Raw genomic sequence first — 25883 nt, 5'->3', positions numbered from 1 at the left:
AATATAGCTGGCTAATGATTCTTTCCAATATATTGTTCGACCTGTTTGATAGCTTTTACGACCTAATGAGGTGGGCATGGAATTGCGTCATCTGCGGTACTTCATCGCCGTCGCCGAAGAGCTGCACTTTGGTCGAGCGGCGCAGGTGCTGGGCATCTCGCAACCGCCGCTGAGCCAGCAGATCCAGGCGCTGGAGCAGGAGGTGGGCGCACGGTTATTCGAGCGTACCAATCGTCGGGTCGAGCTGAGCGAGGCGGGACGGCTGTTCCTGCACGAAGCGCGATTAGTGCTGGCGCAGGTGGACAAGGCGGCTGACGTGGCCCGGCGTGCGCAATTGGGCGAACTGGGGGAATTGAAGATCGGCTTCACGTCGTCGGCGCCGTTCAATTCCAGCATTCCCCAGGCGATCTTTGCGTTTCGCCAGGCCTTCCCGGCGGTACACCTGAACTTGCAGGAAATGAGCAGCACCGAAGTGGCCGAGTCGCTGCTGGATGAGTCGATCCAGGTGGGGCTGATGCGGCCGTTGCCGTTGGCGGACTCGTTGAGTGTTGTCGAGCTGATGCGTGAGCCGCTGGTCGCGGTATTGAACGCAGGCCACCCATTGGCGCAAGGCAGCGAGCGTGGCTTGCATCTGACGCAACTGGCTGACGAGCCATTTGTGTTTTTCCCACGCAGTTACGGTAGTGGCTTGTATGCCCAACTGCTCAGCCTGTGCCGCGACGCCGGCTTCAGCCCACACGTCGCCCAGGAAGCGGGAGAGGCGATGACCATCATCGGCCTGGTGGCCGCAGGGCTGGGAGTTTCGGTGTTGCCGGCGTCTTACCAGCGCATTCGCATTGATGGTGTGGTGTATCGCACCTTGCTCGACCCGGAGGCGGTGACGTCGGTGTGGCTGGTGCAGCGCAAGGGTGCGCAGACGCCCATGGCTGCGGCGTTTGTGGAGCTGCTGACGCGTAAGGCGCTGGTGTAGGCACTGGCAGGGAAGAGGGCGCCGAAAGGCGCCCTTTGTCGTTGCTGAAGAACAGAGCGCGTCGGTTCTACTTGGAGGTACCCGTCTGCTCGAACAACTGTGCCGCCGAGCCCGATTCATTCACGCCACCGTTGCGCAAGCCCGCCATGATGTCGCTGTCCAGGTTGTTCACCCAGCGGTTGTAGTTGCGGTGGATCTTGCCGTCCTTGTAGCCCAGCGCGCGGCTGTCGCGGTAGGTGATGGCGTAGCTGTTACGGGTGTAGCGGATGTCGATGGCTGCGTAATACTGGTTGCGCACGGTGATCTCGGCCTGCACCAGTTGCGGGCTCAGGCGTTGTACGGTCCATTCGCGTTTTTGCAGGGCGTTGACGATGACCTGCTTCATTTTTTCTTCGCTGACCTGGGTGTCGGCCTGCAGGTCGTGCTGGGTGTTGAGCACCGGTTTGCTGGTGCAGCCGGCAGTGGTCAGCAGGGCCAGGGTGATCAGGGTGGCGCGTAGCAAGGAAGACATTCCGTATTCTCCAATCGATTAAAAAGTCAGGACCAGCGGCGGAAGATCAGCGACGTGTTCACGCCGCCAAAGGCAAAGTTATTGTTCATCACGTAGTCGTGATGCATCTCGCGAAACTCACCTTGCAGGTAATCCAGCTCGCCGCATTGCGGGTCGACGGAGTCCAGGTTGAAGGTGTGCACGTACTGGTTGCTGTTCATCATCTCGATGCTGAACCACGACTCCAACGCCCCGCACGCCCCGAGGGTGTGGCCGAAGAAGCTTTTCTGCGAGCTGATGGGCATGCGCGGGCCGAACAGGCTGCTGGTGGCCTGGGTTTCGGCGATGTCGCCTTGATCGGTGGCGGTGCCGTGGCCGTTGACGTAGCCGATGGCGGACGGTGCCAGCCCGGCGTCTTCCAGGGCCAGCTCCATGGCGCGGCGCATGGTCTTCTGTTCCGGGCGAGTGGTGTGCTGGCCGTCGGCGTTGCTGCCGAAGCCGACGATCTCTGCGTGGATATGCGCACCGCGCGCCAGGGCGTGCTCCAACTCTTCAAGCACCAGCATGCCGCCGCCTTCGCCGATCACCAGGCCGTCGCGGCCGCTGTCGTATGGGCGTGGGCTGGTTTGCGGCGCGTCGTTTTTCAGGCTGGTGGCGTAAAGCGCGTCGAACACCATGGCTTCGGTGGGGCATAGCTCTTCGGCGCCGCCGGCGAGCATCAACGGCAGGCGGCCGAACTTGATCGCCTCGTAGGCATAGCCGATGCCCTGGCTGCCGCTGGTGCAGGCGCTGGAGGTGGGGATCAGGCGCCCGGTCAGGCCAAAAAAGATGCTGATATTCGCCGCGGTGGTGTGCGGCATCATGCGCACATAGGAGTTGGCGTTGAGCCCCTCGGCCACGGAGTTCAGCAGCATGTTGCCGAAGGCCTTGATCTCGTCGGTGCTGCCGGTGGACGAGCCGCAGGCCACACCCATGCGCCCGTCCTTGATCGACTCGTCACCGAGCAGGCCGGCGTCCTGCAGCGCCTGCTCCGCCGCCCACACCGCCAGGCGCGAGACGCGGCCCATGCTGCGCAATTGCTTGCGCGTCCAATGCGCCGGCACCACGAAATCATCAATCGGCCCGGCCAGGCGCGTGTTCAGTTCGGTGAACCGATCCCACTCGTCCATGCGCCGGATGCCGCTGCGGTTGGCGCGGAAGTTGGCCGAGATGGTGGCCCAGTCACCGCCCAGGGAGGTCATGCCGGCCATGCCGGTGACGACGACGCGTTTCATCAGCACAGGCCCCCATTCACGGCCAATACCTGGCGAGTGATATAGCCGGCTTCGGCCGACATCAGGAAATTCACCGCACCGGCGACTTCTTCCGGGGTGCCCATGCGCTGCGCCGGGATCATCTTCATCAGTTCTTCCACCGGTACGTTTTCATCCAGCATGGCGGTATCGATCAAGCCCGGTGCCACGCAGTTGACGGTGATCTTGCGCTTGCCCAGTTCGATGGCCAAGGCCTTGGCGGCGCCGATCAGGCCGGCCTTGGAGGCACTGTAGTTAACCTGGCCACGGTTACCGATCAGCCCCGAGACCGACGTAATACACACGATACGCCCGGCGGCGCGGCGCCGGATCATCGGCATCATCACCGGGTGCAGCACGTTGTAGAAGCCGTCCAGGTTGGTGCGCATCACGACGTCCCAATCGTCTTCGGACAAGGCCGGGAACGCGCCGTCGCGGGTCAGGCCGGCGTTGAGCACCACGCCATAGTAGGCGCCGTGTTGCTCCACATCGGCTTCAAGGATTGCCTTGCAGGCCGTACGGTCCGCTACGTCGAATTGCAGCACCCGCGCCCGGCGTCCCAGGGCCTCGATTTCGACCTGTACTGCGTCGGCTTCGGCACGGCCGCTGCGGCAATGCAGCACGATGTCATGCCCGGCCTGGGCCAGGCGCAGGGCGATGGCGCGGCCGATGCCACGGCTGGAGCCGGTGACCAGTACGGATTCAGTCATGGCGTTTCGTCCTTCGATTCAGCTAAATAGTTGGCCGCCTGGGGCGGTCGAAATACGTTCAAACGGGCGCTGGCCTGGATGCCGATTCCGGTAAGGTGGCATTCGAACACACCCATGCCGTTGTCGTCTTCCAGGGAGCGCAAACCGTGGATGGTCAACTCGGCGCCGGCAGGGAAGTGCGCCACGTTGCATTCAAACTTACGTGTGCCCAGCAGGAACCCCAGTTCCACCGCTTCGCCCTTTTGACGTGCGTGGCAACCGGCGTAGGCGGCGACACTTTGCGCCATCAACTCAACGCCGACCCACGCCGGCAGGCTGCCGTCGGCCTGGTTGAACAGGCCGCCAGGCTTGACGGTGGTGCGGGTGTGGATCTGCTCGTCATCGAACGACAGCACGTGGTCGATCAGAATCATGTCGCCGGCGTGAGGCAGCAGTTCGGCGAGTGGCCAGTGGGTCATGGGGCCTCTCCGATAATCAGGCTGATGTTGTTGCCGCCGAAGGCAAATGAATTGCTCATCAGGCAAGGTTTTTCCAGGGTGTCGCCGCGGCGCGCCCATTGCAAGGCAGGCAGCGCGGGGTCGGGCTGGCCGTCCCACACGTGGGGCGGCACGCGGCCGTGGGCCAGGCTCAGCCAGCAGAAGGCAGCTTCCAATGCGCCGGCCGCGCCCAGGGTATGGCCGCTCATGGGTTTGGTCGATGAGCAGGCGACGCCATCGGGGAAGAGGCTGGCGACGGCCAGGCTTTCCATCGCGTCGTTGTGCTGGGTGGCGGTGCCATGCAGGTTCAGGTAGCCGATCTGCTCGGGCACAAGCCCTGCACTGGCCAGGGCCTTGCGCATTGCCTGCAATGCGCCTTTGCCGGTGGGCTCGGGCGCGGAAATATGGTGGGCGTCGCAGCTGGCGCCGCCGCCGAGCAGAGCGATGGGGCCCGGTGCCCGGGTCATCAGAAACAGCACCGCCGCTTCGCCGATATTGATGCCATCGCGGTTCGCCGAAAACGGGTTGCAACGTTCACTCGACACCGCTTCCAGCGCACTGAAGCCATTGAGGGTCAGCTTGCACAGGCTGTCCACGCCGCCGCAGATCACCGCATCGCATACGCCAAGGTCGAGCAGGCGTTGGGCACTTAGCAGCGCGCGGGCGCTGGAGGTGCAAGCGGTGGAAATCACATAGGCCGGGCCGCTCAATTGCAGCCAGTCGGCGAGGAAGTTCGCCGGCGCGCTGAGTTCCTGTTGCTGATAGTCGTAGTCGCCGGGGAATTGCCGATCGCGCAGGTACTCGGCGATGCCACGGCTGGCTTCGTCGATGCCCGAGGTGCTGGTGCCCAGCACGATGCCGACCCGCGAGGCGCCGTAGGTGTGGATCGCCTGGCGAATCGGCTGTTCGACCTGCAACGCCGCCTCCAGCAGCAACTGGTTATTGCGGCTGCTCTGTTGGCCGAGCTCCAGCGGGATGGCCGCCAACTCGCCCTGCACGCCCGCCACTGGCAACACGCGTTCCGGCACCCAGCCACTTTCGGCGCGCATGCCGGAGCAATCGCCGGCAAACAGGCTGCGGCTCACTTCGGCCTGGCCCCGGCCGAGGGCGCAAATCACCCCAAGGGCATTCAGGTAGGCGCTCATCGCGCGGCACCCAGCGGTGTGATGCGGTAGCTCAACGGCTGGCCGGTCATGTTCACGCTGAACACTTCGGACGACTGATACACGATCTGCCAATGGCCCGGCAGCGTACGCGTGAGGTCCATCGCCTGGGCGTCGGGGTAGAGCGCGCGCAGGTCATCCGCCGAGGTCAGGGCAAACAGCAGCGCGGCAAACAATTCGCGCGCCTGGGGGTTGGGCGGCAGCAGGCCGTCGGCCTGCCACTGCCCATTGAGCAGTTTTTGCCGGGCCTGGGGGATGCCCAGCGGGTCCATCATTGACCAGCGGATCGCGCCGTCCTCACGTTGGATCACCAGCAGCCAGTCTTGGCTCTGGCCCTCGGCCAGGCGCTGCACATGCAGTTGCATCGGCAGCGCCAAGGCCGGGGTTTTTTCCGGCAACGGCGGTTGGCCGGCGCAGGCGCTCAGCAGCAACAGGCAAGCGATCAGCAGGCTGCGCATCATGGCGTGGCGCTCGCCAGGGGTTTGCGTGCCACGCAGTTGACCAGGGTTTCTTCCCGCTGGCCCACCGGCGGCGGGTTACGCAGGCCCCAGCGCTCCAGCAGGCCGAAATCGGTGGAGCGGCTCCACCACAAATACGGGTACGAGACGTTCTGCGGGCCAAATTCAAAGCCCTGCTCGCGAAGCATCCCCAAGTACTCTTCGGCGCTTTTCTGCACATGCATGGGGTGGCGGAACAGCCAGCGGATCACCCAGGTGTCGATATAGGCCTCGGTGGATTCGGCGAACAGCAGATAGCCGCCCGGCTTGAGTACCCGATAAAACTCTTGCAGGGCGCGATGCTGTTCAACCAGATGATGGAAAGTCTGGTGGCAGAACAGGAGGTCGACGCTGGCATCTGGCACGTTGAGCGTCGCGCAATCGCTGCCGATCAGCTCCACTTCCAGGCCCTGGCGTGCGGCTTCGGCCTTGCTCAGTGCCAGGCTGTGAGGGTCGGCATCCAGGCCGATCAGGCGCTGGGGGGCGAACACCTGCTGCAAATACTGAAACGACTTGCCCTGGCCGCAACCGGCGTCCAACAGCACCGGCGCTGCCGGCAGCGGCTCGGTGAACAAGCTGCGCAGGTCATTGATCGCCACGCGCAGCACATGGTGCTGCCAGGTGTGGCTGCGCAGGAACCAGAAGCCGAATCGGGTTTCTTCGACGTAGTTTTTACTCAAATATTGAGCGCTCATACCGGTTCACTCGCACAGATTTCCGACAACATCCGCAACCGTCGCTTGGGTTCGCTGACAAACGGGTTGCGTTCGTCCCACGCATAACCGGCGAGGATCGAGCTGATCATGCGGCGAATATCCGGCGAACTGTCCGGGTGGAAGATCACGTCCTGGAACGTGCCCGCATACCAGCCTTCGACGTAGCAACGGAAGGTGTCGACGCCGCGCTTCAAGGGGGCGGCGAACTCGGTTTGCCAGTCCACGGTCTGGCCTTTGAGCTGACGGTCCAGCAGGCCGGCCGCCATGCTCGCCGAGCGCATGGCGATGGTCACGCCGGATGAAAATACCGGGTCGAGGAACTCCGCAGCATTGCCCAACAAGGCAAAGCCTGGGCCGTGCAACGCTTTGACATTGGCCGAGTAGCCGCCGATGGTGCGCGCCGGCGTATCCCACACGGCGTTGTGCAGCACGCCGGACAGGCTTGGGGTTTCGTCGATAAAACCACGCAGGCAAGCGTCAAGGTCGGCGTCGCGGCCGTCGAAATGTTCCTTGGCCGCCACCACGCCCACCGAGCAGCGGCCGTTGCTGAAGGGGATGGTCCAGAACCAGATATCGCGTTGGGTCGGGTGGGTGGTGATCAGGATCTTGGTGCGGTCGAAACCGGGGTGTTCGATGCGGTCTTCGACATGGGTGAACACCGCCTGGCGTACCGGGAAGTTCGACGGCGCCTCCAGGTCCAGCAAGCGCGGCAGCACGCGGCCATAACCGCTGGCGTCGAGCACGAACTTGGCTTTGAGGTGGTACTCGCTGCCGTTCTCGCGACGCACGTGCAGGTAACGGGTTTCGCCCTTGAAATCCACGCCGACGATGGTTTCGCCGTAGCGGATCTCCACGCCCTGCTGTGCGGCCTGGTCGGCCAGCAACTTGTCGAATTCGCCGCGCTGCACCTGGAAGGTGGTCGGCTTGCCGTTGCTGAAGGTGTCGCTGAAGTCAAAGGCGCTGTAGCGCTCGCCCCAGGCGAACGCGGCGCCGGTTTTCACTTGGAAACCGGCGGCCTGCACGGCATCAAGCATGCCGGCTTCTTCAATAAAGTCGATGCAGTGGGACAGCAGGCTTTCGCCGATCGAGAACCGCGGGAAATGCTGGCGCTCGATGATCAATACGTCATGCCCTTTGCGTTTCAGCAGCGCGGCGGCGATGGCTCCGGACGGGCCGGCGCCGATCACCACCACTTGGCGACGTTCCATTTCAACTATGGGCACGAGGGCTCCTTGCCACATTGGCGATAATCACATTCATTAGGCGTATTTGCGCTGGCCGGCCCAGGGCGCCAGCATAAAGCTGAAGGCCAGGCCCAGGCTGACCGATAGGCCGAAATTACTCACCGCGGGCGTACTGGATACGGCCAGCAGGCCAAACGACAACCAGGTCGTCAGCGCCGCCAGCAGTGTACCCAACAGGCTGACAGCAGCGCCGCCGATCTGTTCGCGCATCAGGATCGCGTAATCGACGCTGATCGCCGTGACCAGCAGCAAACCAAACAGGCTGAACAACGTCAGCGGCTGGCCCAGCCAACCGAGGCTGGCCAGGCTGCACAGCGCGGCCAGCAACGGCAGGGCGACGATGCGCAAGGCACCCCCGAAGCCGAACGGCAAGATCAGCAACAGCACGATCAGTACACACGACATCAGTTTCAATTCGGCGGCGCTGACCTGCGTGTCGGCGAACACGCGGTTCAAGTCGCCGAGGCGGTCGACTAACTGCACGCCGGGCAAGTCCACCGCCTGCACACGCAGCAGCGCCGGATTGTTCAGGCCCTGCAGGCTGACCATCGCCGCCACGCCGCCATCCACCGGGCCGAGCCACAAGGTGCGCCAGGGTTCGGCCAACGGCCCTGTCAGCGCGGAGTCGATGTCTTCGGTGGGCAGCGCTTGCAGGTGCGCGACTTCGGCTTGCAGGGCGCTCGCCGGTACGCCGAGGTCCAGCAACGGCTGCCAATGCTGCGCGAGTGCGTTCAGGGCCTCGCGCAGCTGTTGCTGCTCGGCCGGCAGGTTGACCAGTTGATTCAGTGCCAGGTAACCCTGGAGCTTGTCCATGTTCACCAGTTGGTCCAGACGCTGGCTCAAGGCGCGTTGGCGCTCCAGCAACTGTTGTTGGTTCTCGGCGCGCACCAGGAAGAACTGGCTGGTGGGCTGGAACCCGGTGATGCGCGCCACGGCCTGGGCCTCTTGCAGCAATTGCGGCGGCGCGCCGATCCACTGGCGGATATCGTTTTTGCTGTTCAGCTGCCACAGGCCCCCGGCGCAAAACAGCAGCACCAGCGCCAGCAACACCGGGCTGGGTACACGCTTGAGCAAGGCCTCACGCAACAGCCACAGGCATTCGGCGATACGCAGTGGCCAGTGCGCCGGGCGCAGCTCCACGCCCTTGAGCAGCGCCGGCAACAGGCACACGGCGCACAGGTAGGCCCCGACCAGGCCTGCGGCAGAGAACACGGCGATTTGCGTCAGCGCCGGGAACGGCGTCCAGGCCAGCGCCAGGTAACCGATGCAACTGGTCGCCAGGCTCAGGCTCAGCCCCGGCAGGGTCAGGCGCAACGCCGGCCAACTGCGCCATGGCTTGAGGCTCCAGCTTTTTGTCAGGTAGTGCAGCGGGTAATCCACCGCCACGCCGATCAGGCTGGAACCGAGTACCAGGGTCATCACATGCATACGGCCAAACAGCGCCACGCAGGCCACGGCGCCAAACAGCATGCCCACCAGCACCGGCACGAAGGCCAGCAACACCCGCCAACGACGGAACGCCAGTAACAGCAATAACAGGATGCCCACGGTCGCGCCGCCGCCGACCCAGGTGATTTCCCGGGTGGCTTGCCGTTGACCGTTGGCGGCATACAGCAAGCCGCTGGCGGCCAGCAGTTGCGCACCCTGCTGGCCGGCCTGTGCGCGGCTGGCCTGGAGCAAGTCCGCCACCTGCAGCGGCAGTTTCATGTCGAAGGCATTGCCGGTGGTGCGCGCGCGCAGCAGCACCCAGCTTTTGCCGTCGGCATCGGCGATCAACGCGCCGCTGCCGATATCCAACTGCACCGCGCCGCGTTGCGGCTGGCTGTTCTGGATACGCCCGGTGAGGCCGAGCCAGTCCTCCTGGCTCGGCACCAGGCTGAAGCCGGTGAAGGGGTCAAACAGCGACTGCACACGTTGTTGGATAAACGCGTCGGGGTGTTCGATCAGTTGCTCGCGGTCCTTGGCCGAGAGCATTGCCAGGCGGCCGCGCAGCAATTGTTCGCGCAGCGCCGGCAGGTCGGCCTGCAGGTTCCACTGCACCTTTTCAAACAGGCCACTGGCCTGCCAGCGCTCGCCCAACTGCTGCGCCACGGCCACCGCTTGCTGGCGGTCGGCGTGCCCCACCAGCACCAGCATTTCGCGGTTGAGCGGCTCTTGCACGCGCTGTTCGGCTTGCAGTTCCAAGGCATCCGGCGTGCTGCCCGGCACCAGCTCCATCAGGTTGGCCGACAGCGGCGCGCCATGGCGCCACTGCCAGCCGGCCAGGGCCAGCACGGCCACCAGCAGGATCAGGAACAGGCGCGGCAACAGACGCTCACTGGGCAAAGTCGTGTTGCTCCGCTTCACTCAACGGTTGATCGGCGGCGCTGCCTTGCAGGCGCAATAGGGTGCTGTCGCCCTGGGTTTCCAGCAGTTCGATGGTGTGCACCAAGGCGCCACCGTCGATGTTGATCTGGTTGAACACCTGCTTGAGCAACATAGAGCGGGGGATCAGCGTGAGCTTCCACTGCGTGGCCTCGCCTTGCAGTTGCAGTTCGAAGTCGCGCTGCAGGCCGCTGCTGTCGCCCTGCAACACGGCGAGGAACAAGCGATTCTGCTCGGCGCCGGCGCTCTTGTTCGGCAGCAGTTGCCAGCCATTGGCGTCACGACGGGCAATGCCCTGGGCGCTGATGCGGTAGTCCTGCTGCAACGGAGTCTTGAGCAGCCACAACAGGCCGTGGTTTTTGGCGAGGACGAAGGAGCCCTGGCTGACCAGCGGTTGCGGCAGGGCACGCAGGTGTTTTTCCTGGATGAAACTGCCGTGGATCACTGAAGGCTTTGCCAACTGGTCGCTGAGTTGTTGCAGGTCAAAAGCGCATGCTGTGCCTGAAACGCTCAACAACAGCATAAACCCGATCACTGTGGGAGCGGGCTTGCTCGCGAAGGACTTGAGGGCGCCGCAGCGTGTCAGGTACCCAGCGATATCGTTAACGACCTTCGCGAGCAAGCCCGCTCCCACAGGGGATCTCATTTCAAGGCTCTCTCTACGGCGTCTGTAAATATTTTGGGCGAGGCCAACTGCATCTCGCGGCTGGCCATTTCCACGGCCACTTGCACGGTGCTGGCGCGGGTCAAGCGCTCGCCGCTGGCCAGGTCGGTAATCAGGTAGTTGACCTTCAAGCGGTTCTCCCATTCCACCAGGCTGGCGCGCACGTTGATGGTCTGGCCAAAGATCGCCCCGCGCACATAGCGCAGTTGCATGTCGATCACCGGCCAGGCGTAGCCGGCTTCGAGCATGGCCGTGTAGTTGTGGCCGATCTTGTCCAGCAGCGCGCAACGCGCCACTTCCAGGTACTTCACGTAATGCCCGTGCCAGACCACGTTCATGGTGTCGACGTCGAAAAACGGCACGAGGATTTCGGTGTCGCTGTGCAATACGCCTTGGCTACGCATGCAGCCTCCAGTGTTGTTCGGCGATGCGTTGCAGGCACAGGCGCAGTTCGCCTTCCAGGGCACGGTCTTCGATGACCGGCGGGAAGTCCTTGGCCAGCGCTTCGTGCATTGCGGCCAGTGCGGGCGGCAATGGGCGTGCATCCGCGGCCTGGGCGCGTAGCCACACGCCCTGGTTGGCGGCGAGCAAAGTGGCGGCGGCGACCTGCTCGGTCAGTTCCAGCACGCGGATCGCATCACGGGCGGCGATGGTGCCCATGCTGACTTTGTCTTGGTTATGACATTCGGTGGAGCGCGAGAACACGCTGGCCGGCATGGTGTTTTTAAGGGCTTCGGCGGTCCAGGCGCTGGTACCGATCTGCACGGCCTTGAAGCCGTGGTTGATCATTGCGCGGTCGGCCGGGGCGCCGGACAGGTTGCTCGGCAGGCCGTGGTTGTAGCGCACATCCACCAGCAGCGCGAGCTGGCGATCCAGCAGGTCGGCGACGTTGGCCACCAGGGTCTTGAGGCTGTCCATGGCAAAGGCGATATGCCCGCCGTAGAAGTGCCCGCCGTGCAACACGCGCTCTTCTTCAGCGTCGATGATCGGGTTGTCGTTGGCGCTGTTCAGTTCGATCTCAATAAAGGACCGCAGCCAGTTCAGGCTGTCGGCCAGCACGCCAAGCACATGGGGCGCGCAGCGCAGGGAGTAGCGGTCCTGCAGGCGGTGCAGCGGCGCGGTCGGTGCGTCGATGGCCAAGTCCTGGCGTAGCCACGCGGCGACTTGCATTTGCCCCGGATGCGGTTTGGCGGCGAACAGGCGTTCGTCGAAGTGTTCCGGGTTGCCTTGCAGCGCCACCACGTTGAGCGCGGTGATGCGCGTGGCCAGTTGCAGCAGGTAGTCGGCGCGGGCGAAGGCCAGGCAGGCGAGGCCGGTCATCACAGCGGTGCCGTTCATCAGCGCCAGGGCTTCCTTGGGGCGCAAAACCAGCGGGGTCCAGCCCAGTTCGCGATGTACATCGGCGGCCTGGCGGCGTTCGCCACGGAACATTACCTCGCGCTCGCCGGACAGGGTCGCGGCTACATAGGACAGCGGCGTCAAATCACCGCTGGCGCCCACCGAGCCTTCTTCCGGGATCAGCGGCAGTACGTCGTGCTCCAGGAACGCGTGCAGGCGCTCCAGCAGTTCCACGCGCACCCCGGACACGCCGTGGCACAGCGACTGCAACCGCGCGGCGAGCACCGCGCGAGTGGCTTGGGCATCGAGCAACTTGCCCAGGCCACAGCCGTGGAAGGTATACAGGTGGCGCGGCAAGGCTTCGACGTGCTGCAACGGCACGGCCACCACGCACGAGTCGCCGTAGCCGGTGGTCACGCCGTAGATCACGCCTTCCTTGTCCAGCAGCGAGTCGAGGAACTGCGCGCCCTTGGCGATGCGCTGGCGATACGCGGCATCGCCCTGCAACTGCGTGGGCGCCTGACGGTTGGCCAGGGCCAGCACGTCTTCGATGCGCAGGGGGCGTTCGCCAAAGGTTACCGGCTCAAGATGCGTCGTCATCGGTCTTCCAGAAAGGGTAAAAGTTGAACCATTGTTGGGGCGCTTGCAGGCAGAACTGGCCCAGGCGCGCGGCGTAGCGCGCGGTCCATTGAGCGATGACCTGCTCGCGGGTGCTGCGCTTCCATTCGATCGATGGCGCGAACGGCTCAATAGTCAAGTGATAGCGGCCCTGCTGCTTGAGGCACATGAGCAGGTTCACCGGGCATTTGAGCAGGCCCGCCAGCAGCCACGGGCCTTGAGGAAATGCCGCGTCATGGCCGAGGAAATCCACGCGCACCGTGCGCCCGCCGTGCAGCGGTACGCGGTCGCCGGCAATGGCCAGCCACTCGCCGTCGTCCAGGCGCTGGCTGAGCAGCAGCATGGTGGCCGGGTCCAGCTCGCTGACCTGGATCAGGCGCAAATGGGTCGCGCCGGCTTCACCGAGCAAGCGGTTGAAACGTTCGGCGTGCTTGGTGTGCACCAGCACGTTCATGGTGACTTGTTCGCCAATCTCGGCCAGAGCGCGGCACACTTCGAGGTTGCCCAAGTGCGCGCCCACCAGCATCTGCCCGCGCTCGCTGCGCAGTTGCCCGCGTAATTGCGCCGGGTCGTTGATGTGGATCTGTTCCAGGCGCAGCTTGCCGTTCCACACGTCGAGCTTGTCGAGCAGGGCGTCGGCGAAGGCCATGAACTGGCCGAAGACGCTGCAATGGGACGGGCGCAACTCCTTGCGCTCGCTCCACTCGGCCAGGCGCCGTTGGTATTGCCAGGCGCTCTGGCGCGCCGTGCGGCCAAAAAGGAAAAAGTACAAGACGATGCCGTACAGCACCGGGCTCAGCACGCGTCGGCCGAGAACTTTGGCGGCGATGGCGGTGAGCCTCATCAGCCAGTAGCTGCCGCGCTCTTCGCGGTCGGCCCAGTGCTTGGTGCTGTCGGTCATACCTGCCACCGTCGCCACAGAATCATCGGCGCGCGCACCAACATGCCGAAGAACAGCCGGGTGTGCATGGCGCTGATGCGCACGTTGTCGTGGAACAGCCGGAAATGCGACAGGCCGTCGGCGGGGTAGTGCACCTTCGTCGGCAACCATCGCATCGGTTGGTTGCGCCAGGCCAGGCGCACCAGGATGTCCGAGTCGAAGTCCATGCGCGTGCCGATGTAGGCCGAGTCCATCAGCGCCAGCACCGGCGTCAGGGGGTACACGCGAAAGCCGCACATCGAGTCGCGGATCTGCAGCGACAGCGTGTTGATCCACACCCACACGTGGGTCAGGTAGCGTGCGTAGAGACGGCCTTTGGGCACGCTTTCATCGTATTCGGGGTAGCCGCAGATGATGGCATCGGGGTGCCTGCGCGAGGTGTCGATAAAGGTCTCGACTTCGCGCAGGTCATGCTGGCCATCGGCGTCGACTTGCAGCGCATGGCTGTAGCCCAGGCGCGCCGCTTCGCGAAAACCGGCCATGACGGCGCCGCCCTTGCCCAGGTTATGGGGCAGGGTCACCAGGGTGACGTGCTCCAGGGTCGCCAATTGCGCCAACACCGCCGCGCACGCCGAGCTGCTGCCGTCGTCCACCAGCAGGCACGGCAGGCCACTGTTCAACAGGCTTTGGACCACCGCAGGCACGGCGGCCTCGTGGTTGTAGACCGGGATCAGTGCGCAGGGGCTATGCATGTGTGGCCTCCAGCACTATCCGGCCACTGGAACACGCGGCAACGCCGTTGCGGTAGGCGAAATACAGCTTGCTGCGTTCGCGGTCGAAGCGCAGGTGCAGTTCGACCGTGTCGCCGGGGCGCACCAGTTGCTGAAACTTGAGCACTTCCATGCCGGCAAAGGTCGCGGGCAAATCAAGCAGTTGCCGGCCGAGGTTGACGGCCCATTCCACCTGCACCACGCCCGGCAGCACCGGGGTGGCCGGGAAGTGGCCGCTGAAATAGGCCAGGTCCGGCGGCACGCTCAACTGCAGGGTCCATTCGCCATTGGCCTCGACTTGCTCCAGTACTTCAGGCGCTTTCGGCCGAGGCGCCAACAGCAGCGCGGTCACCTCGGCCTGGGGCAGTTTGCCCTGGGCATTCAGCGGCAGTTGGCGCAGCAAACGCCAGCGACGCGGCAGCGCCAGGGCTTCGCAATGTTGGCTCAGGTGCTGACGCAGGGTCTGGGTGAGGCTGCGTCGGCCTTGATTGCGCAGGGCGTGCAGGCCGGCGGCGCTCAATACCACCAGGGCGCCGAGGGAGGCGCGACTTTCCTGGATCACGCCCAGGCGCGTTTCGGCGACCCAGGGGTGAGTCATCAACGCCTGTTCGAGCATGGGTAGGGAAATGCGTTTTTCTTCCAGCTTGACGATGCGATCCAGGCGGCCGAGCAGCTCGAAGCGGCCATCGGCATGAATGCGCGCAGCGTCGGCGGTGTGTTCGATATGCCCGGCGGGCAGGTAGGGGGATGCGATGCGCAGGGCGCCGTCGGCATCCTGGCTCAACTGCACATCGGCAAACGGCTGCCAGGGTTGCGCGCCCTGGCGCCAGGCAATGCCGCCGGTTTCTGAGCTGCCGAGGATTTCCGTCGGCCATTGTTGCAAGCGATCGTAGAGGCTGCCGGCGGCCTCGGACGGCAGCGCGCCGCCGGAGGAAAACACCCGTGAAACCTGGCTCAACGCGGGCCAGTCGAGGTTGTCGCCCATGCGCTTGAGCAGCGCCGGGCTCGCCACCCAGGCGAACTGCGCATGCTCGCGGCTGGCGCGTTGCAAGTCTTCGGGGAAGGCCAGCTGCTTGCGCACAAAGGTGCGACCGGCACACAACGGCCACAGTACGCGGAACAGCAAACCGTAGATGTGCTGGGTGGCGACACTGCCGATGATGCACGCATCCTTGAGATCGGCGCCCCACAGCGCCTCAAGGGCTTGGACTTCGTTGGCCAACTGACGCAGGGTTTTATCGATGCGCTTGGGCTCGCCGCTGGAGCCGGAGGTGCACAGGCTCAGTTGGCAGGTATCGAGGCTGAGGGCGGCAGGGCTCAAGGGGGCTTGGTAGAGCGCGTCCAGGTCCGCCGCTTCAGTCAGCCAGGCGTCGACGGCATCGGCCCAGCGTTGGCGGGTTTGCGGTTGCAGGTCGGCGGGTAGCAGCACGCTGACTCCGGCACGCCAGGCCCCCAGCAGGGCGATCGCCAGGCTGCCGGCATCTTCCAGGTACACGGCCAGGCGTCGAATGCCGCGCGCTTGCAGGCCGGCCGCCAGGCTCAGGGAATATTCCCACAGCTGGGCGTGATTCATCGCAGGTTCAGTCGTGACCCTGCGTTGTTGCAGCGGCTCAAGCAGCAGGTGCTCAAGTTTCAACCCATTCATACGCGGCCTCGAACCCTTTGTCGTACCAGCCATTCCACGGCAAACAACAGCCCCATCAGCCCGTAGGCGATCAAGCCGTTGTACAACGTCCACCAGCTCAGCGGCGCCCACAGGGTGAGGGCGGCGGCGAGCAGGCCATTGCACAGAAAAAATACACTCCACACCACGGTGACCTGGCGCGTATACACCACCGCATTCGCAGGCAGGTCCGGTTCAGTCATGCGTGCCAGGCGCTCGACCATCGGCGGGCCGTATTTCAGGCTCAGGCCAAACAGCGCCAGCATGAACGCACTGACCAGGCTCGGGTACCAGCGCAGCAAGTACGGGTTATCGAACCAGGCCAGCAACAGGCAGAACACGATCACCGCCAGCGCCATCCAGCGGCTGCCGGGGCGGCGCGTACCCGTGAAGGCGCGCAGCAGCCACAGGCCGCCCAACAGCAGGCCGAATTGCCAGGGTGCAAAATGTTCGGTGCCGTAATACACCGCAAAGGGGTACAGCAGCCCCGCCAACAACAGGCCAAGGCCGATCAGCCAGCTCATGCGGCGGGCTGGACCAGACGGTACACCGCCTCAACCACATCGTTGACAGTGCGCACCGCCTTGAACTCTTCGGCGGCGATTTTCTTGCCGGTCTGGCGCTTGATATGGTCGATCAGGTCGACAGCGTCGATGCTGTCGATTTCCAGGTCTTGATACAGGTTGGCGTCCAGAGTGACGCGTTCCGGGGGCAGTTCAAACAGTTCCACCAAGGCATCGCGCAGGGTGTTGAAAATATCGTCACGAGTTTGCATGGTCCGGTCTCAAGCTGCCTGTCTGGCTGTGACGAATGCCGCAAGGCTGGCCACATTGGTGAAGTGATTGCGCGTGTCTTTGGCGTCGGCATCGATTTTGATGCCGTACTTTTTCTGGATCGCCAGGCCCAATTCCAGGGCGTCTACCGAATCCAGGCCCAGGCCTTCGCCGAACAGGGTTTGGTCGCTACCGATGTCGTCGGGGTTGATATCTTCCAGGCCCAGGGCGTCGATAATCAGCGTTTTTATGTCGTGCTCAAGGCGGTGTTGGTCGCTCATCTTCGGCGAGCTCCTTAATAAAATAGTCATGCAGGTAATCGTTGAGCTTGCGTGAGGCCTGGGGTGCGGGTCCCAGTGTTGCAAACGCCTGTGGTTCTATATCGGCACCCACGCGCAAACTGAAATGAAAGCGGCGTTTGGGGATGCGATACCAGGGTTCGGCTTTGGTCAGCGTGGTGGGGCTTACTTTGATCACCACCGGGGTGATGAGTGTCGCACCTCGCAGTGCAATGGCGGCGGCACCGCGATGAAAGGCAGGCGCTGCGCCGGGTGTGGTGCGGGTGCCTTCCGGGAAAATGATCAAGGTCTGGCCTGCGCGCAGGGCGTCTGCGGCGGCGTCGAGCATGTCCGAGCTGCCGTCATTGCTGATGTAGCCGGCGTCGCGCACCGGGCCACGCATGAATGGGTTTTGGAACAGGCTCTGCTTGACCACGCAGTTGGTCTGGCGCATCAGGCCGATCAGGAACACGACGTCGATCAGCGAAGGGTGGTTGGCGATGATCATCTGGCCGGGGCGACCGAGCTTTTCGGCGCCTTCGACGCTGTAGGTCAGCACGCCTGCGCGATACATCATGCGGACAAAGAACCAGAACAGTTTGCTGATGGTATGGCGGGCACGGCGCTGATGTTTTTCTGCGCTGCCCGGCAGGCAACTTAGTAACGGAAAAATCAGCAAGCGCAGGCACAGCCCACCGAAGCCGAACAGCGTGAAGCTGGCGGCGGTGGCGAGCAGGCGCCAGTAGTAGGCATCCCGTGGCTTGCTGGTCAGGCCTTGCGTTGCCAGTTCCATACGCGGTTCTTCCAGGCATGTTGGCAGGCGCCCTGTTCGGTGAGCAGGGTGCGCAGCAGGTTCAGGGCGTGGGGCCACTGGGTTCGAGTGGGTTGGACAGTGCCCGAGGTGAGTTCCAGTTGCCACTCGTCGCCTGGTGTCAGCAGCAAGCCAAGGGCGTAAGGGAACGGCACATCGACAATCCAGTTGGCGTAGGCCTCGGGGGGCTGTTCTTCGGTAATCACCAGTAACACCGCCGGCGTGCCTTCGTTGAGCAGCGCGGCAGCCTCAAGCACGCCGTGCTCCAGGCCGTCGCCGGCGGCGGCGAGGGCGGTCATTTCACTGGTTTCATCGCGCAGGATCGACCACAGGCCAATCACCGCGTTGTGCACCGACAGGCTGAACTGGGTCGGCGACAGCGGCTGGTCGTTGGCCAGGTCGCTGAGAATGTCGAGCGTGCGCGGGGTTTCACCATGCCGGGAAACAAACACCAACGGCAGGTCTTGCAGGCCCTCGGCCAGCGGCCAGCCCACGCTGAACGCCATGCGCGCCAGACGGCTCAGGCGCCGGCGCTGCATGGCCGGCAAAAACGACACGTCGGGCGAGGCTTCGCTGGCGGGCAGCAACACCGGGGCCCGACACCAGGCGTGCCAGTCGTCCGCACGCTCCAGGCCAGGGGCCCAGGCGCGCCATTGGGCGATGTTGAAGTTGATCACTGAGAAGTTATCCCGCCCCTGCGGGCTTCCATGTGCGGCTTTTGGCCCCGAATACCGGGACAGGGAGCAATCGCCGAATGGCGCGCATTATCCCGGTGCCGTGGGGTTCTAGCAAACTTTGGTAAATAATTGTTCACGGCTGATTACAAAATAGTGGGAGAGATTTACAGATTGTCCCCTAGCCGAGGTCGGCTTGGATTGTCGGACTATTCCTAATCACCTGTGCGTGGCCTGCCTTTGTTGCCGCAACGCATCGATGAACGAGGTAGCTAACAGGCGCTTTTGCCCTCTACACTCGGACAATTATTGATACACGGAGGTTTTTCCATGCGGCGTGTGGTGTTCAATCAGAAAGGCGGCGTGGGCAAGTCCAGCATCGCCTGCAACCTGGCGGCGGTCAGCGCCAGCGAAGGCTATCGAACCCTGTTGGTGGACCTCGATGCACAAGCCAACTCAACGCAGTACCTCACCGGGCTGACTGGCGATGATATCCCCATGGGGATCGCGGACTTTTTCAAGCAAACCCTGTCTTCCGGGCCGTTTTCGAAGAAGAACAAGGTGGATATCTACGAAACGCCGTTCGACAACCTGCATGTGATTACCGCCACTGCCGAATTGGCTGATCTGCAGCCCAAGCTTGAGGCTAAGCACAAGATCAACAAGCTGAGAAAGCTGTTGGATGAACTGGGCGAGGATTACGACCGGATTTACCTGGATACGCCGCCAGCACTTAATTTTTATGCGGTTTCGGCGTTGATTGCCGCTGATCGCGTACTGATCCCCTTCGATTGCGACAGCTTCTCGCGCCAAGCCCTCTACGGCCTGCTGGCGGAAATCGAAGAACTGAAGGACGACCACAACGAAGGCCTGGAAGTGGAAGGCATCGTGGTTAACCAGTTCCAGGCTCGGGCAAGCCTGCCACAGCAGATATTGGACGAACTGATTGCCGAAGGGCTGCCGGTGCTGCCGGTGTACCTGGCCAGCTCGGTGCGCATGCGCGAGTCGCACCAAGAGAGCAAACCGCTGATCCACTTGGACCCGCGACACAAGCTGACGCAGCAGTTTGTGGAATTGCATAACTTGCTGGAAAACGGCTGATTTTGCCGACGACACAAAAACTTGTGGGAGGGGGCTTGCTCCCGATAGCGGTGTATCAGTTTCGGATGGACTGACTGACCCATCGCTATCGGGAGCAAGCCCCCTCCCACACTGTCCGGTGGTGCTTTCCCGATCGGTTACACGCCCTGGCTACGCAACCAACTCATCAACTGCGGCAACGGAAACGCCCCGCTCTGGCGCGCCACTTCGCGGCCGTTCTTGAACAGAATCAAACTGGGGATCGAACGAATCCCCAATTGCCCCGACAACTGCTGGTTGGCCTCACTGTCGAGCTTGGCCAGTCGGCACTTGCCCGCAAGCTGCCCAGCCGCCTGTTCAAACACCGGCGCAAACGACTTGCACGGCCCGCACCAGTCGGCCCACACATCCACCAACAGCGGCAGGTCGCCCTTGATCTGGCTGGCGTAGTCGCCTTGCTTAAGCTCAAACGGCTTGTTCAACAACACGGGTTGCTTGCAACGCCCGCACTTGGGCGTATCACCCAGGCGTTCGCCGGGGATGCGGTTGAGGCCGTTGCAATGGGGGCAGGGGATGACGAGAGGTTCGGACATGGGGGCTCCTTGGTTTGGCCAATGGGATCTATCTGGAGCCAGGCCTTGGATTTATCAAGGAAACGAGTGGGCGACTTATTCGCTCATAGTTTGCTCATGCTAGTGAAGGCCCCGCTATCTAGTCTGTTGGAGTCTGTTCCGTTTTGTGCCATCGGTCTGTTTGCAGCTATAGCAAATTGAGATATTCGAGGTACAGGTCTAACCTTCATAGCAAGATGCGATAAGGACAGTGAAAAAAAGATTTGGGAAGCAAAGGAAAAGTGGCTGCGCTCAGCAACGGCTTTGGATCAGTGGTATCGCTTGATCAGGCGCAACTCCCCCAAAGACTTCGCGTCGATGAAAACCATGTTCCCTGCCACGGATAAGGTCGGAAAGTTTCATGTGTTTGATATCGGAGGTAACAAGCTGAGATTGATTGCTTGCGTGGCCTATCAGGTGCAGCGCGTCTATATCAAGCAGCTGCTTGATCATCGTGATTATGAGAAAGATAAGTGGAAGGAAAAAACCAGATGAGCGCGCTTATGCGAGTGGCGGCAGAGCACTGGCAATACGTTTCGCCCGTGCTGCGCAAACCAGAAAACGAGGCGGCCTACGACGCCCTGGTGTGCGGCTTGGACGAGTTACTGAGCCTGGTCGGTGAAGATGAAAACAGCCCTCTGATGAGCTTGGTGGATATCCTCAGCGACTGGATCGAAGCCTACGATCATAAGCATCGCCCTATGCCCGAGGCCAGTGGTGTAGACGTGTTGCGCTACATGATGCGTGAGCACAACCTCACCCAAAGCGATCTGCCGGGCGTGGGTGCCCAATCGGTTGTTTCTGAAGTATTGAGCGGAAAGCGCCAGCTCAACGTGCGGCAAATTCGTTGGCTGGCTGAGCGCTTTGGAGTTTCGGTTGAAACCTTCATTCGGTGACATTACGACGAACAACTAATCTCCAAATGCTTGCCCCAATCCGGCGGCCGCTGCGCGTATTGCTCCATCCCCGTTTGCTCCTCAAACGGCTTGGACAGCACCGCATGCAGCCGCCGTACTTCGCTGTAATCCCCGGATTCGGCGGCGGCGATGGCGTTTTGTGCCAGATAGTTGCGCAGGATGTACAGCGGGTTGACCGCGTGCATCCGCCCACGGCGCTGTTCTTCGTTGTACTCCCCATCCCGCGCAACACGGGCCTTGTACAGGTCGGCCCAGGCATCGAACCCGGCCATGTCGACAAAGTCATCGCGCAGCCGCGCCACGGCCAGCGCCGCAGATTCATCCCCCAAACGGCGGAAGAACAGCGTGTAATCCACGCCACTGTTCTGCATCAGCTTGAGCAGGCGCTCTACCAATTTCTGGTCGTCGTCTTCGGCCGTGGTCAGCCCCAGGCGGCGGCGCATCAGGTCCAGGTAGTGGGCCTGGTAGAACGGCAGGTACAGGCCGAGCGCCTCCTTCAAGGCTTCAACGCTGATAAACGGCGTCAGCGCCTGGGCCAGCGCGCTGAGGTTCCATTGGCCGATGGGCACCTGGTTGCTGAAGGAATAGCGCCCTTCATGGTCCGAATGGTTGCAGATAAAGTGCGCGTCGAAATCATCCAGAAACGCATACGGCCCGTAGTCGAAAGTGATGCCGAGGATCGACATGTTGTCGGTGTTCATCACGCCATGGCAGAAACCGTAGGCCTGCCATTTGGCGATCAGTTCGGCGTTGCGCTCGACGATCTCGCGGAACATCGCCAGGTACGGCTCGGGCTGTTCGCGACATTCGGGGTAATGCAGATTCAAGACGTGCTCGGCCAGTTCTGCCTGCTGCTCGGGCTTTTTGGTGTAGTAGAAATATTCGAAATGCCCGAAGCGGATATGGCTCGGCGCCAGGCGCAACACCATGGCGCCGCGCTCTTGCTTCTCGCGCCATACCGGAGTGCTGGAGCCGATCACGCACAAGGCGCGGCTGGTGGGGATACCCAGCGCATGCAGCGCCTCGGAAGCGAGGAATTCACGAATCGAGGAGCGCAGCACCGCGCGGCCATCGCCCATCCGCGAGTACGGCGTCATCCCGGCACCCTTGAGGTGCAGGTCCCAGTGCTCGCCGGCATTGTTGTACACCTCGCCCAACAACAGTCCGCGGCCATCGCCGAGTTGCGGGGTATAGCCGCCGAACTGATGCCCCGAATAGACCATCGCCCGCGGCTCAGCTTCGGCCCATAGCTTATGGCCGCCAAACAGCTCGGCAAACACCGGCGTTTCGGCCACCGCCGGGTCGAGGTCGAGCAGGGCCATGGCGGCATCGCTCGCCACGACAAGGCGCGGCTCGTCGAGCGGTTCTGGCAGGACGTGGGTTGAGAACGCGTCGCCCAAACGGGCGAAGCGGTTGTCGAAGGTCAGTTCGTCTAGGGCTTTCACCGGCCATCTCCAGCAGAATGCCCCGGCATTGTGCTGGGGCTAGATGCGTTAGTCGAGTTTGCTCGGTGGCGGTTCCGGCGCATCCTCGACCTTTCCGGCGGGCGGCTCGGGTGCGTCCTGCACCGGCGCGGGACCGATAAGGGTCTTGCGCTCGTCTTCCACCGGCACCAGTTTGTATTCCTGGCCGTGCAGGTTTTTCAGGTACACCTCCATCTGCCGGAAGGAGATGTTGATGTGCTGTTTCTTGAATTCACGGTTGATGTAGCGGTTGACCTCGTCCAGCACCGGGTTACGGTCGCCCAGGTCACGTACGTGCATGCGCAGTTCGTGATCGAGGGTGCTTTCGCCGAAATTGAGGAAATACACGTGAGGCTCGGGTTCTTTGAGTACCCGTGGGTTTTCCCTGGCGGCCTTGAGCAACAACTCCTTTACCAGGTCCAGGTCGGAGCCGTAGTCCACGCCCAGCTTCAGGGTGACGCGGGTAATGGTGTCGGTCAGCGACCAGTTGATCAGTTGCCCGGTAATGAAGGTTTTGTTCGGGACAATGATGTCCTTGCGGTCGAAGTCGGTGATGGTGGTGGCGCGGATGCGGATTTTGCTCACCGTGCCCGACAGGTTACCGATGGTGATGGTGTCGCCGATGCGCACCGGGCGTTCGAAGAGGATCATGATGCCGGAAATAAAGTTGGCGAAGATCTCCTGCATGCCGAAGCCCAGGCCTACCGACAGCGCGGCCACCAGCCATTGCAATTTGTCCCAGCTCACGCCGAGGGTAGAGAGCGTGGAGACAAAACCCACCCCGGCAATCACGTACGAAAGCAACGTGGTGGTGGCGTAGGCGCTGCCCTGGGCCAGGTCGAGCTTGGATAGCACCAATACTTCCAGCAAGCCGGGCAAGTTGCGCGCCAGGGCGAAGGTGATACCGATGATGATCAGCGCGCCGAGCAAGTCGCCGATGCTGATGGGCACCATGCTGATATTGGCCCCGGTGCCGCTGGTGTATTCGTACAGGGTGACGTTATCCAGGTAGGAAAACACCGAGATCAGGTCCGACCATACCCAGTACAGCGCCGCGATAAAACCACCGAGCAGGGCCAGGCGGATCAGGCGCAAGGATTGTTCGTTGACCTTTTCGATGTCCAGCGTCGGCTCTTCAACCACCGCTTCGCCTTCACCCGCTTCCTTGGCCGCCTGGCGTTTGGCCAGGGCGCGCGCATAGGCCAGGCGTCGTGCGGCGACGCTCAGCCAGCGCACGAAGGTGGCTTCGATCACCAGCCAGAACATCAGCAGGTACAGGGTGTTGATCAAGCGGTCGCTGAGTTTGAGGGCGGTGTAGTAATAGCCGAAGCACACGGCGATAAACAATGCGACGGGCAAAGCGGTAAACAGCAGGCCCATGGCTTTGCGAAACAGCGAGGCTTTTTCGTGGGTGGGGCTGTTGAGCAGCAGGCGGCCCAGCAGCCAGGCCATCAGGGCATAACAGGTCAGCACGACGCCGATGCCCAATACGTCATCGGCCAGCGCCGCCGGCTGGTGCTCGGCAACCGCCACCACGGCCACCAGGGCCAGTACCACCAGCCCGAGCTTGCGGACCCAGCCTTGCAGGAATTCAACCTGGGGTTTTTCCCAGCGGAAGTGCAGTTCGGCCACGCCACCTGGCGCGAGAATCCGGTAGGCGGTGTAGAACACCAACCATGCCTGGGCCAGTTGCAGCAGCGCTGAACCCAGGTTGGCGTTTTGCCCGCGGGCGTCGATCTGCAATGCGTAGCCGCACAATGCCAGCCCCAGGGACACCGGCATCGCCAGCAGGATGTTGATCAGGATGGCCTGCGGCGTATGCCATTGGCTGTCGCGCTTGAAGTGGCCGATGTCCAGATGCACTTTACTCAGCCGCTGGTACAGCGCCTTGCGTCGCCACAGCAGGGCGCCAATCAATAGCAGCAGCGGCAGAAACAATAGTGGGCGCTGGGTAAGGCCGTCATACAGTTCGCTGACGCTGGACGCCCACGGCAGGCTGGTGACTTGCTTGCTCAGGTGCGCCGGCACGCTTTCCAGCCACTCGGTGTCCAGCGGCTTGTTGCTGGGGATCCAGAACATCTGTTCGTCGAGCGTCGCGCGCAGGGTGGTGGCGGTGCTCAGCAGTTGTTTCTGGTTCAGTTGCAGGGTGATGGATTCGTTGAGCAGCGCGCTCAGTTCGCGGCTCAGGCGTTCCAGCAAGTCGCTGCGGGTAATCGCCAGTTCCAGCAAGGTGCGGCGCAGCTGTGGCGTCACGTCATCCGGCGGTTGGTTGGCCAGCAGATTTTCCACATAGGCGCTGGGGGAGCTGATCAGCTCGCGTTGCTGGTTGACCTCGAACTGGTACAGGCGAATGTTGGCGATGTCGTCGGCCAGGTCGCGGTCGACGGTCAGGCGTGGCAAGGCCTGTTTTTGCTTATAGAGGATCTTCGACAGCAGCAGGCTGCCCTTGAGCACGTTGATCTGGTCGTCCAGCGCGGCGTCGTTCTGGGTCACCGTGTCCAGTTGTTGCTTGGTTTGCAGGTTCTTCTGGGTCAGGTCGTTGAGGCGGTCGGTGCTTTTGAGCAGGTAGTCGGACAGCTTCAGGTTCTCTGCGCTTTCCGTGGCCAGGATGCTGCTGCCGCCGGACTTCTGTGCCTCGATGGACTGCTGCGTCACGGTCTGCTGGGATTGCGCCAGGCGCTTCTGGTTGATCAGGGTTTGCAGGTCCTGGATCTCTTGTTCCAGGCGCGCGGCTTTTTCCTGGATCAGGTCATGCTGGCTGTTGCCCAGGTCTTGCAATTGGCTGTTGCCGGCCAGTTCCTGGCGGCGCAGCGGGATCAAGGCATTCAGTGCCGCCAGTTCGGCATTCAACTGGTTGCGTTGGTCTGCGTTGAGGGCTTTGCCATTGTCCTTGCCGGCCTTGAGCGTCGAGTTGATCTGCAGGATGCGCGCCTGGCTGCTGCTGATTTCGGTCTGCGCACGCTCGGGGCGGGTCTGCGCGGCGATGGTCATGCTGTTGGCGTCGGCCAGTTCTTTTTGCAGGTCGCCTTGCTGGGTGCTGCGCTGGACCAGCAGTTGTTCCAGTTGCGGTACGGGCAGCGTGGCATAGCGCTGGGCCACCGGAATGACCTTGGTGGCTTTGAGTCGAGTCAGTTCGCGCTGATTTTCGCTGGTCTGGCGCGGGGCATCTTCCAACTGGCGCTTGACGTCGGCCAGGCGCTGCTCGTAGTCCTGCTTGTTGCCCAGGTACGTCAGGGTTTGCTGCAGGACGGTTTGCAGCGCCTTCATGTCGGCGTCGGGCAGCTTGCGGTCGGGCAGCTTGTCCAGGGTTTGCTGGATGGCGTCGGCGCTGGGCGGGTCGGCGGCGTAGACGTTGCCGACACAAAGGGTCAGGCCCAGCAGGGCGGTGGCGAGAAATGTGCGCAGGGTTGGCATAGAGACC

General features: G+C 62.8%; 27 protein-coding genes. 4 read left to right on the top strand and 23 right to left on the bottom strand.

Features of this window, described 5'->3' with window-relative positions; translation table 11 throughout:
- Positions 1–76 precede the first annotated feature (76 nt).
- Positions 77–970: a LysR family transcriptional regulator gene (locus AB4N98_RS10320; protein WP_017526517.1), complete on the top strand. Its 894-nt coding sequence runs from the start codon at positions 77–79 to the stop codon at positions 968–970.
- Positions 971–1037: 67 nt separating this feature from the next.
- Here the strand turns inward: AB4N98_RS10320 and AB4N98_RS10315 are convergent, their stop codons facing one another.
- The 20 genes from AB4N98_RS10315 to AB4N98_RS10220 are packed head-to-tail and all read right to left on the bottom strand — an operon-like array spanning position 1038 to position 18394.
- Positions 1038–1481 (bottom strand): hypothetical protein, encoded by a 444-nt coding sequence (locus AB4N98_RS10315; RefSeq protein WP_065879484.1) that lies wholly within the window; start codon positions 1479–1481, stop codon positions 1038–1040.
- Positions 1482–1507: 26 nt separating this feature from the next.
- Positions 1508–2734 carry a beta-ketoacyl-ACP synthase gene (locus AB4N98_RS10310; protein WP_017526515.1) on the bottom strand — a complete coding sequence of 409 codons (1227 nt, stop codon included), beginning with the start codon at positions 2732–2734 and terminating at the stop codon, positions 1508–1510.
- Complete coding sequence (gene fabG, locus AB4N98_RS10305; protein WP_017526514.1) at positions 2734–3462, bottom strand: 3-oxoacyl-ACP reductase FabG; 729 nt, start codon at positions 3460–3462, stop codon at positions 2734–2736. Before fabG ends, AB4N98_RS10310 begins: the two co-directional genes overlap by 1 nt.
- Positions 3459–3920, bottom strand: coding sequence for a hotdog family protein (locus AB4N98_RS10300; protein WP_017526513.1), 462 nt, complete (start codon positions 3918–3920; stop codon positions 3459–3461). The genes fabG and AB4N98_RS10300 overlap by 4 nt, the downstream gene beginning before the upstream one ends.
- Positions 3917–5083, bottom strand: coding sequence for a beta-ketoacyl-[acyl-carrier-protein] synthase family protein (locus AB4N98_RS10295; RefSeq protein ID WP_017526512.1), 1167 nt, complete (start codon positions 5081–5083; stop codon positions 3917–3919). Before AB4N98_RS10295 ends, AB4N98_RS10300 begins: the two co-directional genes overlap by 4 nt.
- On the bottom strand, positions 5080–5562 hold the full coding sequence (locus AB4N98_RS10290) for a hypothetical protein (RefSeq protein ID WP_017526511.1): 483 nt from the start codon (positions 5560–5562) through the stop codon (positions 5080–5082). Before AB4N98_RS10290 ends, AB4N98_RS10295 begins: the two co-directional genes overlap by 4 nt.
- The gene (locus AB4N98_RS10285; protein WP_460149409.1) at positions 5559–6293 is read right to left on the bottom strand and encodes a class I SAM-dependent methyltransferase; all 735 of its coding nucleotides are present in this window, start codon (positions 6291–6293) and stop codon (positions 5559–5561) included. Before AB4N98_RS10285 ends, AB4N98_RS10290 begins: the two co-directional genes overlap by 4 nt.
- Positions 6290–7537, bottom strand: coding sequence for an NAD(P)/FAD-dependent oxidoreductase (locus AB4N98_RS10280; protein WP_017526509.1), 1248 nt, complete (start codon positions 7535–7537; stop codon positions 6290–6292). Before AB4N98_RS10280 ends, AB4N98_RS10285 begins: the two co-directional genes overlap by 4 nt.
- Before the next feature lie 36 nt (positions 7538–7573).
- On the bottom strand, positions 7574–9883 hold the full coding sequence (locus AB4N98_RS10275; protein WP_017526508.1) for an MMPL family transporter: 2310 nt from the start codon (positions 9881–9883) through the stop codon (positions 7574–7576).
- On the bottom strand, positions 9873–10568 hold the full coding sequence (locus tag AB4N98_RS10270) for an outer membrane lipoprotein carrier protein LolA (protein WP_068937015.1): 696 nt from the start codon (positions 10566–10568) through the stop codon (positions 9873–9875). Before AB4N98_RS10270 ends, AB4N98_RS10275 begins: the two co-directional genes overlap by 11 nt.
- The gene (locus AB4N98_RS10265) at positions 10565–10990 is read right to left on the bottom strand and encodes an acyl-CoA thioesterase (RefSeq protein WP_017526506.1); all 426 of its coding nucleotides are present in this window, start codon (positions 10988–10990) and stop codon (positions 10565–10567) included. Before AB4N98_RS10265 ends, AB4N98_RS10270 begins: the two co-directional genes overlap by 4 nt.
- Entirely contained in the window at positions 10983–12524 is a 1542-nt protein-coding gene (locus AB4N98_RS10260) for an HAL/PAL/TAL family ammonia-lyase (RefSeq protein WP_065879480.1), read from the bottom strand. Before AB4N98_RS10260 ends, AB4N98_RS10265 begins: the two co-directional genes overlap by 8 nt.
- Positions 12508–13443 (bottom strand): LpxL/LpxP family acyltransferase, encoded by a 936-nt coding sequence (locus AB4N98_RS10255; protein WP_460149408.1) that lies wholly within the window; start codon positions 13441–13443, stop codon positions 12508–12510. The genes AB4N98_RS10260 and AB4N98_RS10255 overlap by 17 nt, the downstream gene beginning before the upstream one ends.
- Positions 13440–14174 (bottom strand): glycosyltransferase family 2 protein, encoded by a 735-nt coding sequence (locus AB4N98_RS10250; protein WP_065879478.1) that lies wholly within the window; start codon positions 14172–14174, stop codon positions 13440–13442. Before AB4N98_RS10250 ends, AB4N98_RS10255 begins: the two co-directional genes overlap by 4 nt.
- A complete protein-coding gene (locus tag AB4N98_RS10245) occupies positions 14167–15837 on the bottom strand; it encodes an acyl-CoA synthetase family protein (RefSeq protein WP_068937014.1) in 1671 nt (556 codons plus the stop codon). The genes AB4N98_RS10250 and AB4N98_RS10245 overlap by 8 nt, the downstream gene beginning before the upstream one ends.
- Complete coding sequence (locus tag AB4N98_RS10240) at positions 15834–16379, bottom strand: COG4648 family protein (protein WP_135196339.1); 546 nt, start codon at positions 16377–16379, stop codon at positions 15834–15836. The genes AB4N98_RS10245 and AB4N98_RS10240 overlap by 4 nt, the downstream gene beginning before the upstream one ends.
- The gene (locus tag AB4N98_RS10235; protein WP_003187949.1) at positions 16376–16630 is read right to left on the bottom strand and encodes an acyl carrier protein; all 255 of its coding nucleotides are present in this window, start codon (positions 16628–16630) and stop codon (positions 16376–16378) included. Before AB4N98_RS10235 ends, AB4N98_RS10240 begins: the two co-directional genes overlap by 4 nt.
- 9 nt (positions 16631–16639) lie before the next feature.
- A complete protein-coding gene (locus AB4N98_RS10230; protein ID WP_017526500.1) occupies positions 16640–16909 on the bottom strand; it encodes a phosphopantetheine-binding protein in 270 nt (89 codons plus the stop codon).
- Complete coding sequence (locus tag AB4N98_RS10225) at positions 16887–17699, bottom strand: lysophospholipid acyltransferase family protein (RefSeq protein WP_017526499.1); 813 nt, start codon at positions 17697–17699, stop codon at positions 16887–16889. The genes AB4N98_RS10230 and AB4N98_RS10225 overlap by 23 nt, the downstream gene beginning before the upstream one ends.
- Positions 17675–18394, bottom strand: a complete 720-nt coding sequence (locus tag AB4N98_RS10220) for a beta-ketoacyl synthase chain length factor (protein WP_017526498.1) — start codon at positions 18392–18394, stop codon at positions 17675–17677. The genes AB4N98_RS10225 and AB4N98_RS10220 overlap by 25 nt, the downstream gene beginning before the upstream one ends.
- Before the next feature lie 327 nt (positions 18395–18721).
- Between AB4N98_RS10220 and AB4N98_RS10215 the strand changes: the two genes are divergently transcribed.
- Positions 18722–19492, top strand: coding sequence for a ParA family protein (locus AB4N98_RS10215; protein WP_003171256.1), 771 nt, complete (start codon positions 18722–18724; stop codon positions 19490–19492).
- Between the two features lie 137 nt (positions 19493–19629).
- On the opposite strand, the gene trxC is transcribed toward AB4N98_RS10215, so the two are convergent.
- A complete protein-coding gene (trxC, locus tag AB4N98_RS10210) occupies positions 19630–20064 on the bottom strand; it encodes a thioredoxin TrxC (RefSeq protein ID WP_017526497.1) in 435 nt (144 codons plus the stop codon).
- A gap of 207 nt (positions 20065–20271) precedes the next feature.
- On the opposite strand from trxC, the gene AB4N98_RS10205 reads away from it, so the two are divergent.
- Both AB4N98_RS10205 and AB4N98_RS10200 read left to right on the top strand, forming a co-directional pair.
- Positions 20272–20577, top strand: a complete 306-nt coding sequence (locus AB4N98_RS10205; RefSeq protein ID WP_065879476.1) for a type II toxin-antitoxin system HigB family toxin — start codon at positions 20272–20274, stop codon at positions 20575–20577.
- Positions 20574–20978 (top strand): helix-turn-helix domain-containing protein, encoded by a 405-nt coding sequence (locus AB4N98_RS10200; RefSeq protein ID WP_017526495.1) that lies wholly within the window; start codon positions 20574–20576, stop codon positions 20976–20978. The genes AB4N98_RS10205 and AB4N98_RS10200 overlap by 4 nt, the downstream gene beginning before the upstream one ends.
- A gap of 2 nt (positions 20979–20980) precedes the next feature.
- On the opposite strand, the gene selO is transcribed toward AB4N98_RS10200, so the two are convergent.
- On the bottom strand, positions 20981–22444 hold the full coding sequence (gene selO, locus AB4N98_RS10195) for a protein adenylyltransferase SelO (protein ID WP_460149407.1): 1464 nt from the start codon (positions 22442–22444) through the stop codon (positions 20981–20983).
- Positions 22445–22492: 48 nt separating this feature from the next.
- Complete coding sequence (gene mscK / locus AB4N98_RS10190; protein ID WP_017526493.1) at positions 22493–25876, bottom strand: mechanosensitive channel MscK; 3384 nt, start codon at positions 25874–25876, stop codon at positions 22493–22495.
- Positions 25877–25883: the final 7 nt, after the last annotated feature.

It is taken from the genome of Pseudomonas sp. S3_E10, from assembly GCF_054667615.1.
This window is presented reverse-complemented; position numbering and strand designations above follow the sequence as displayed.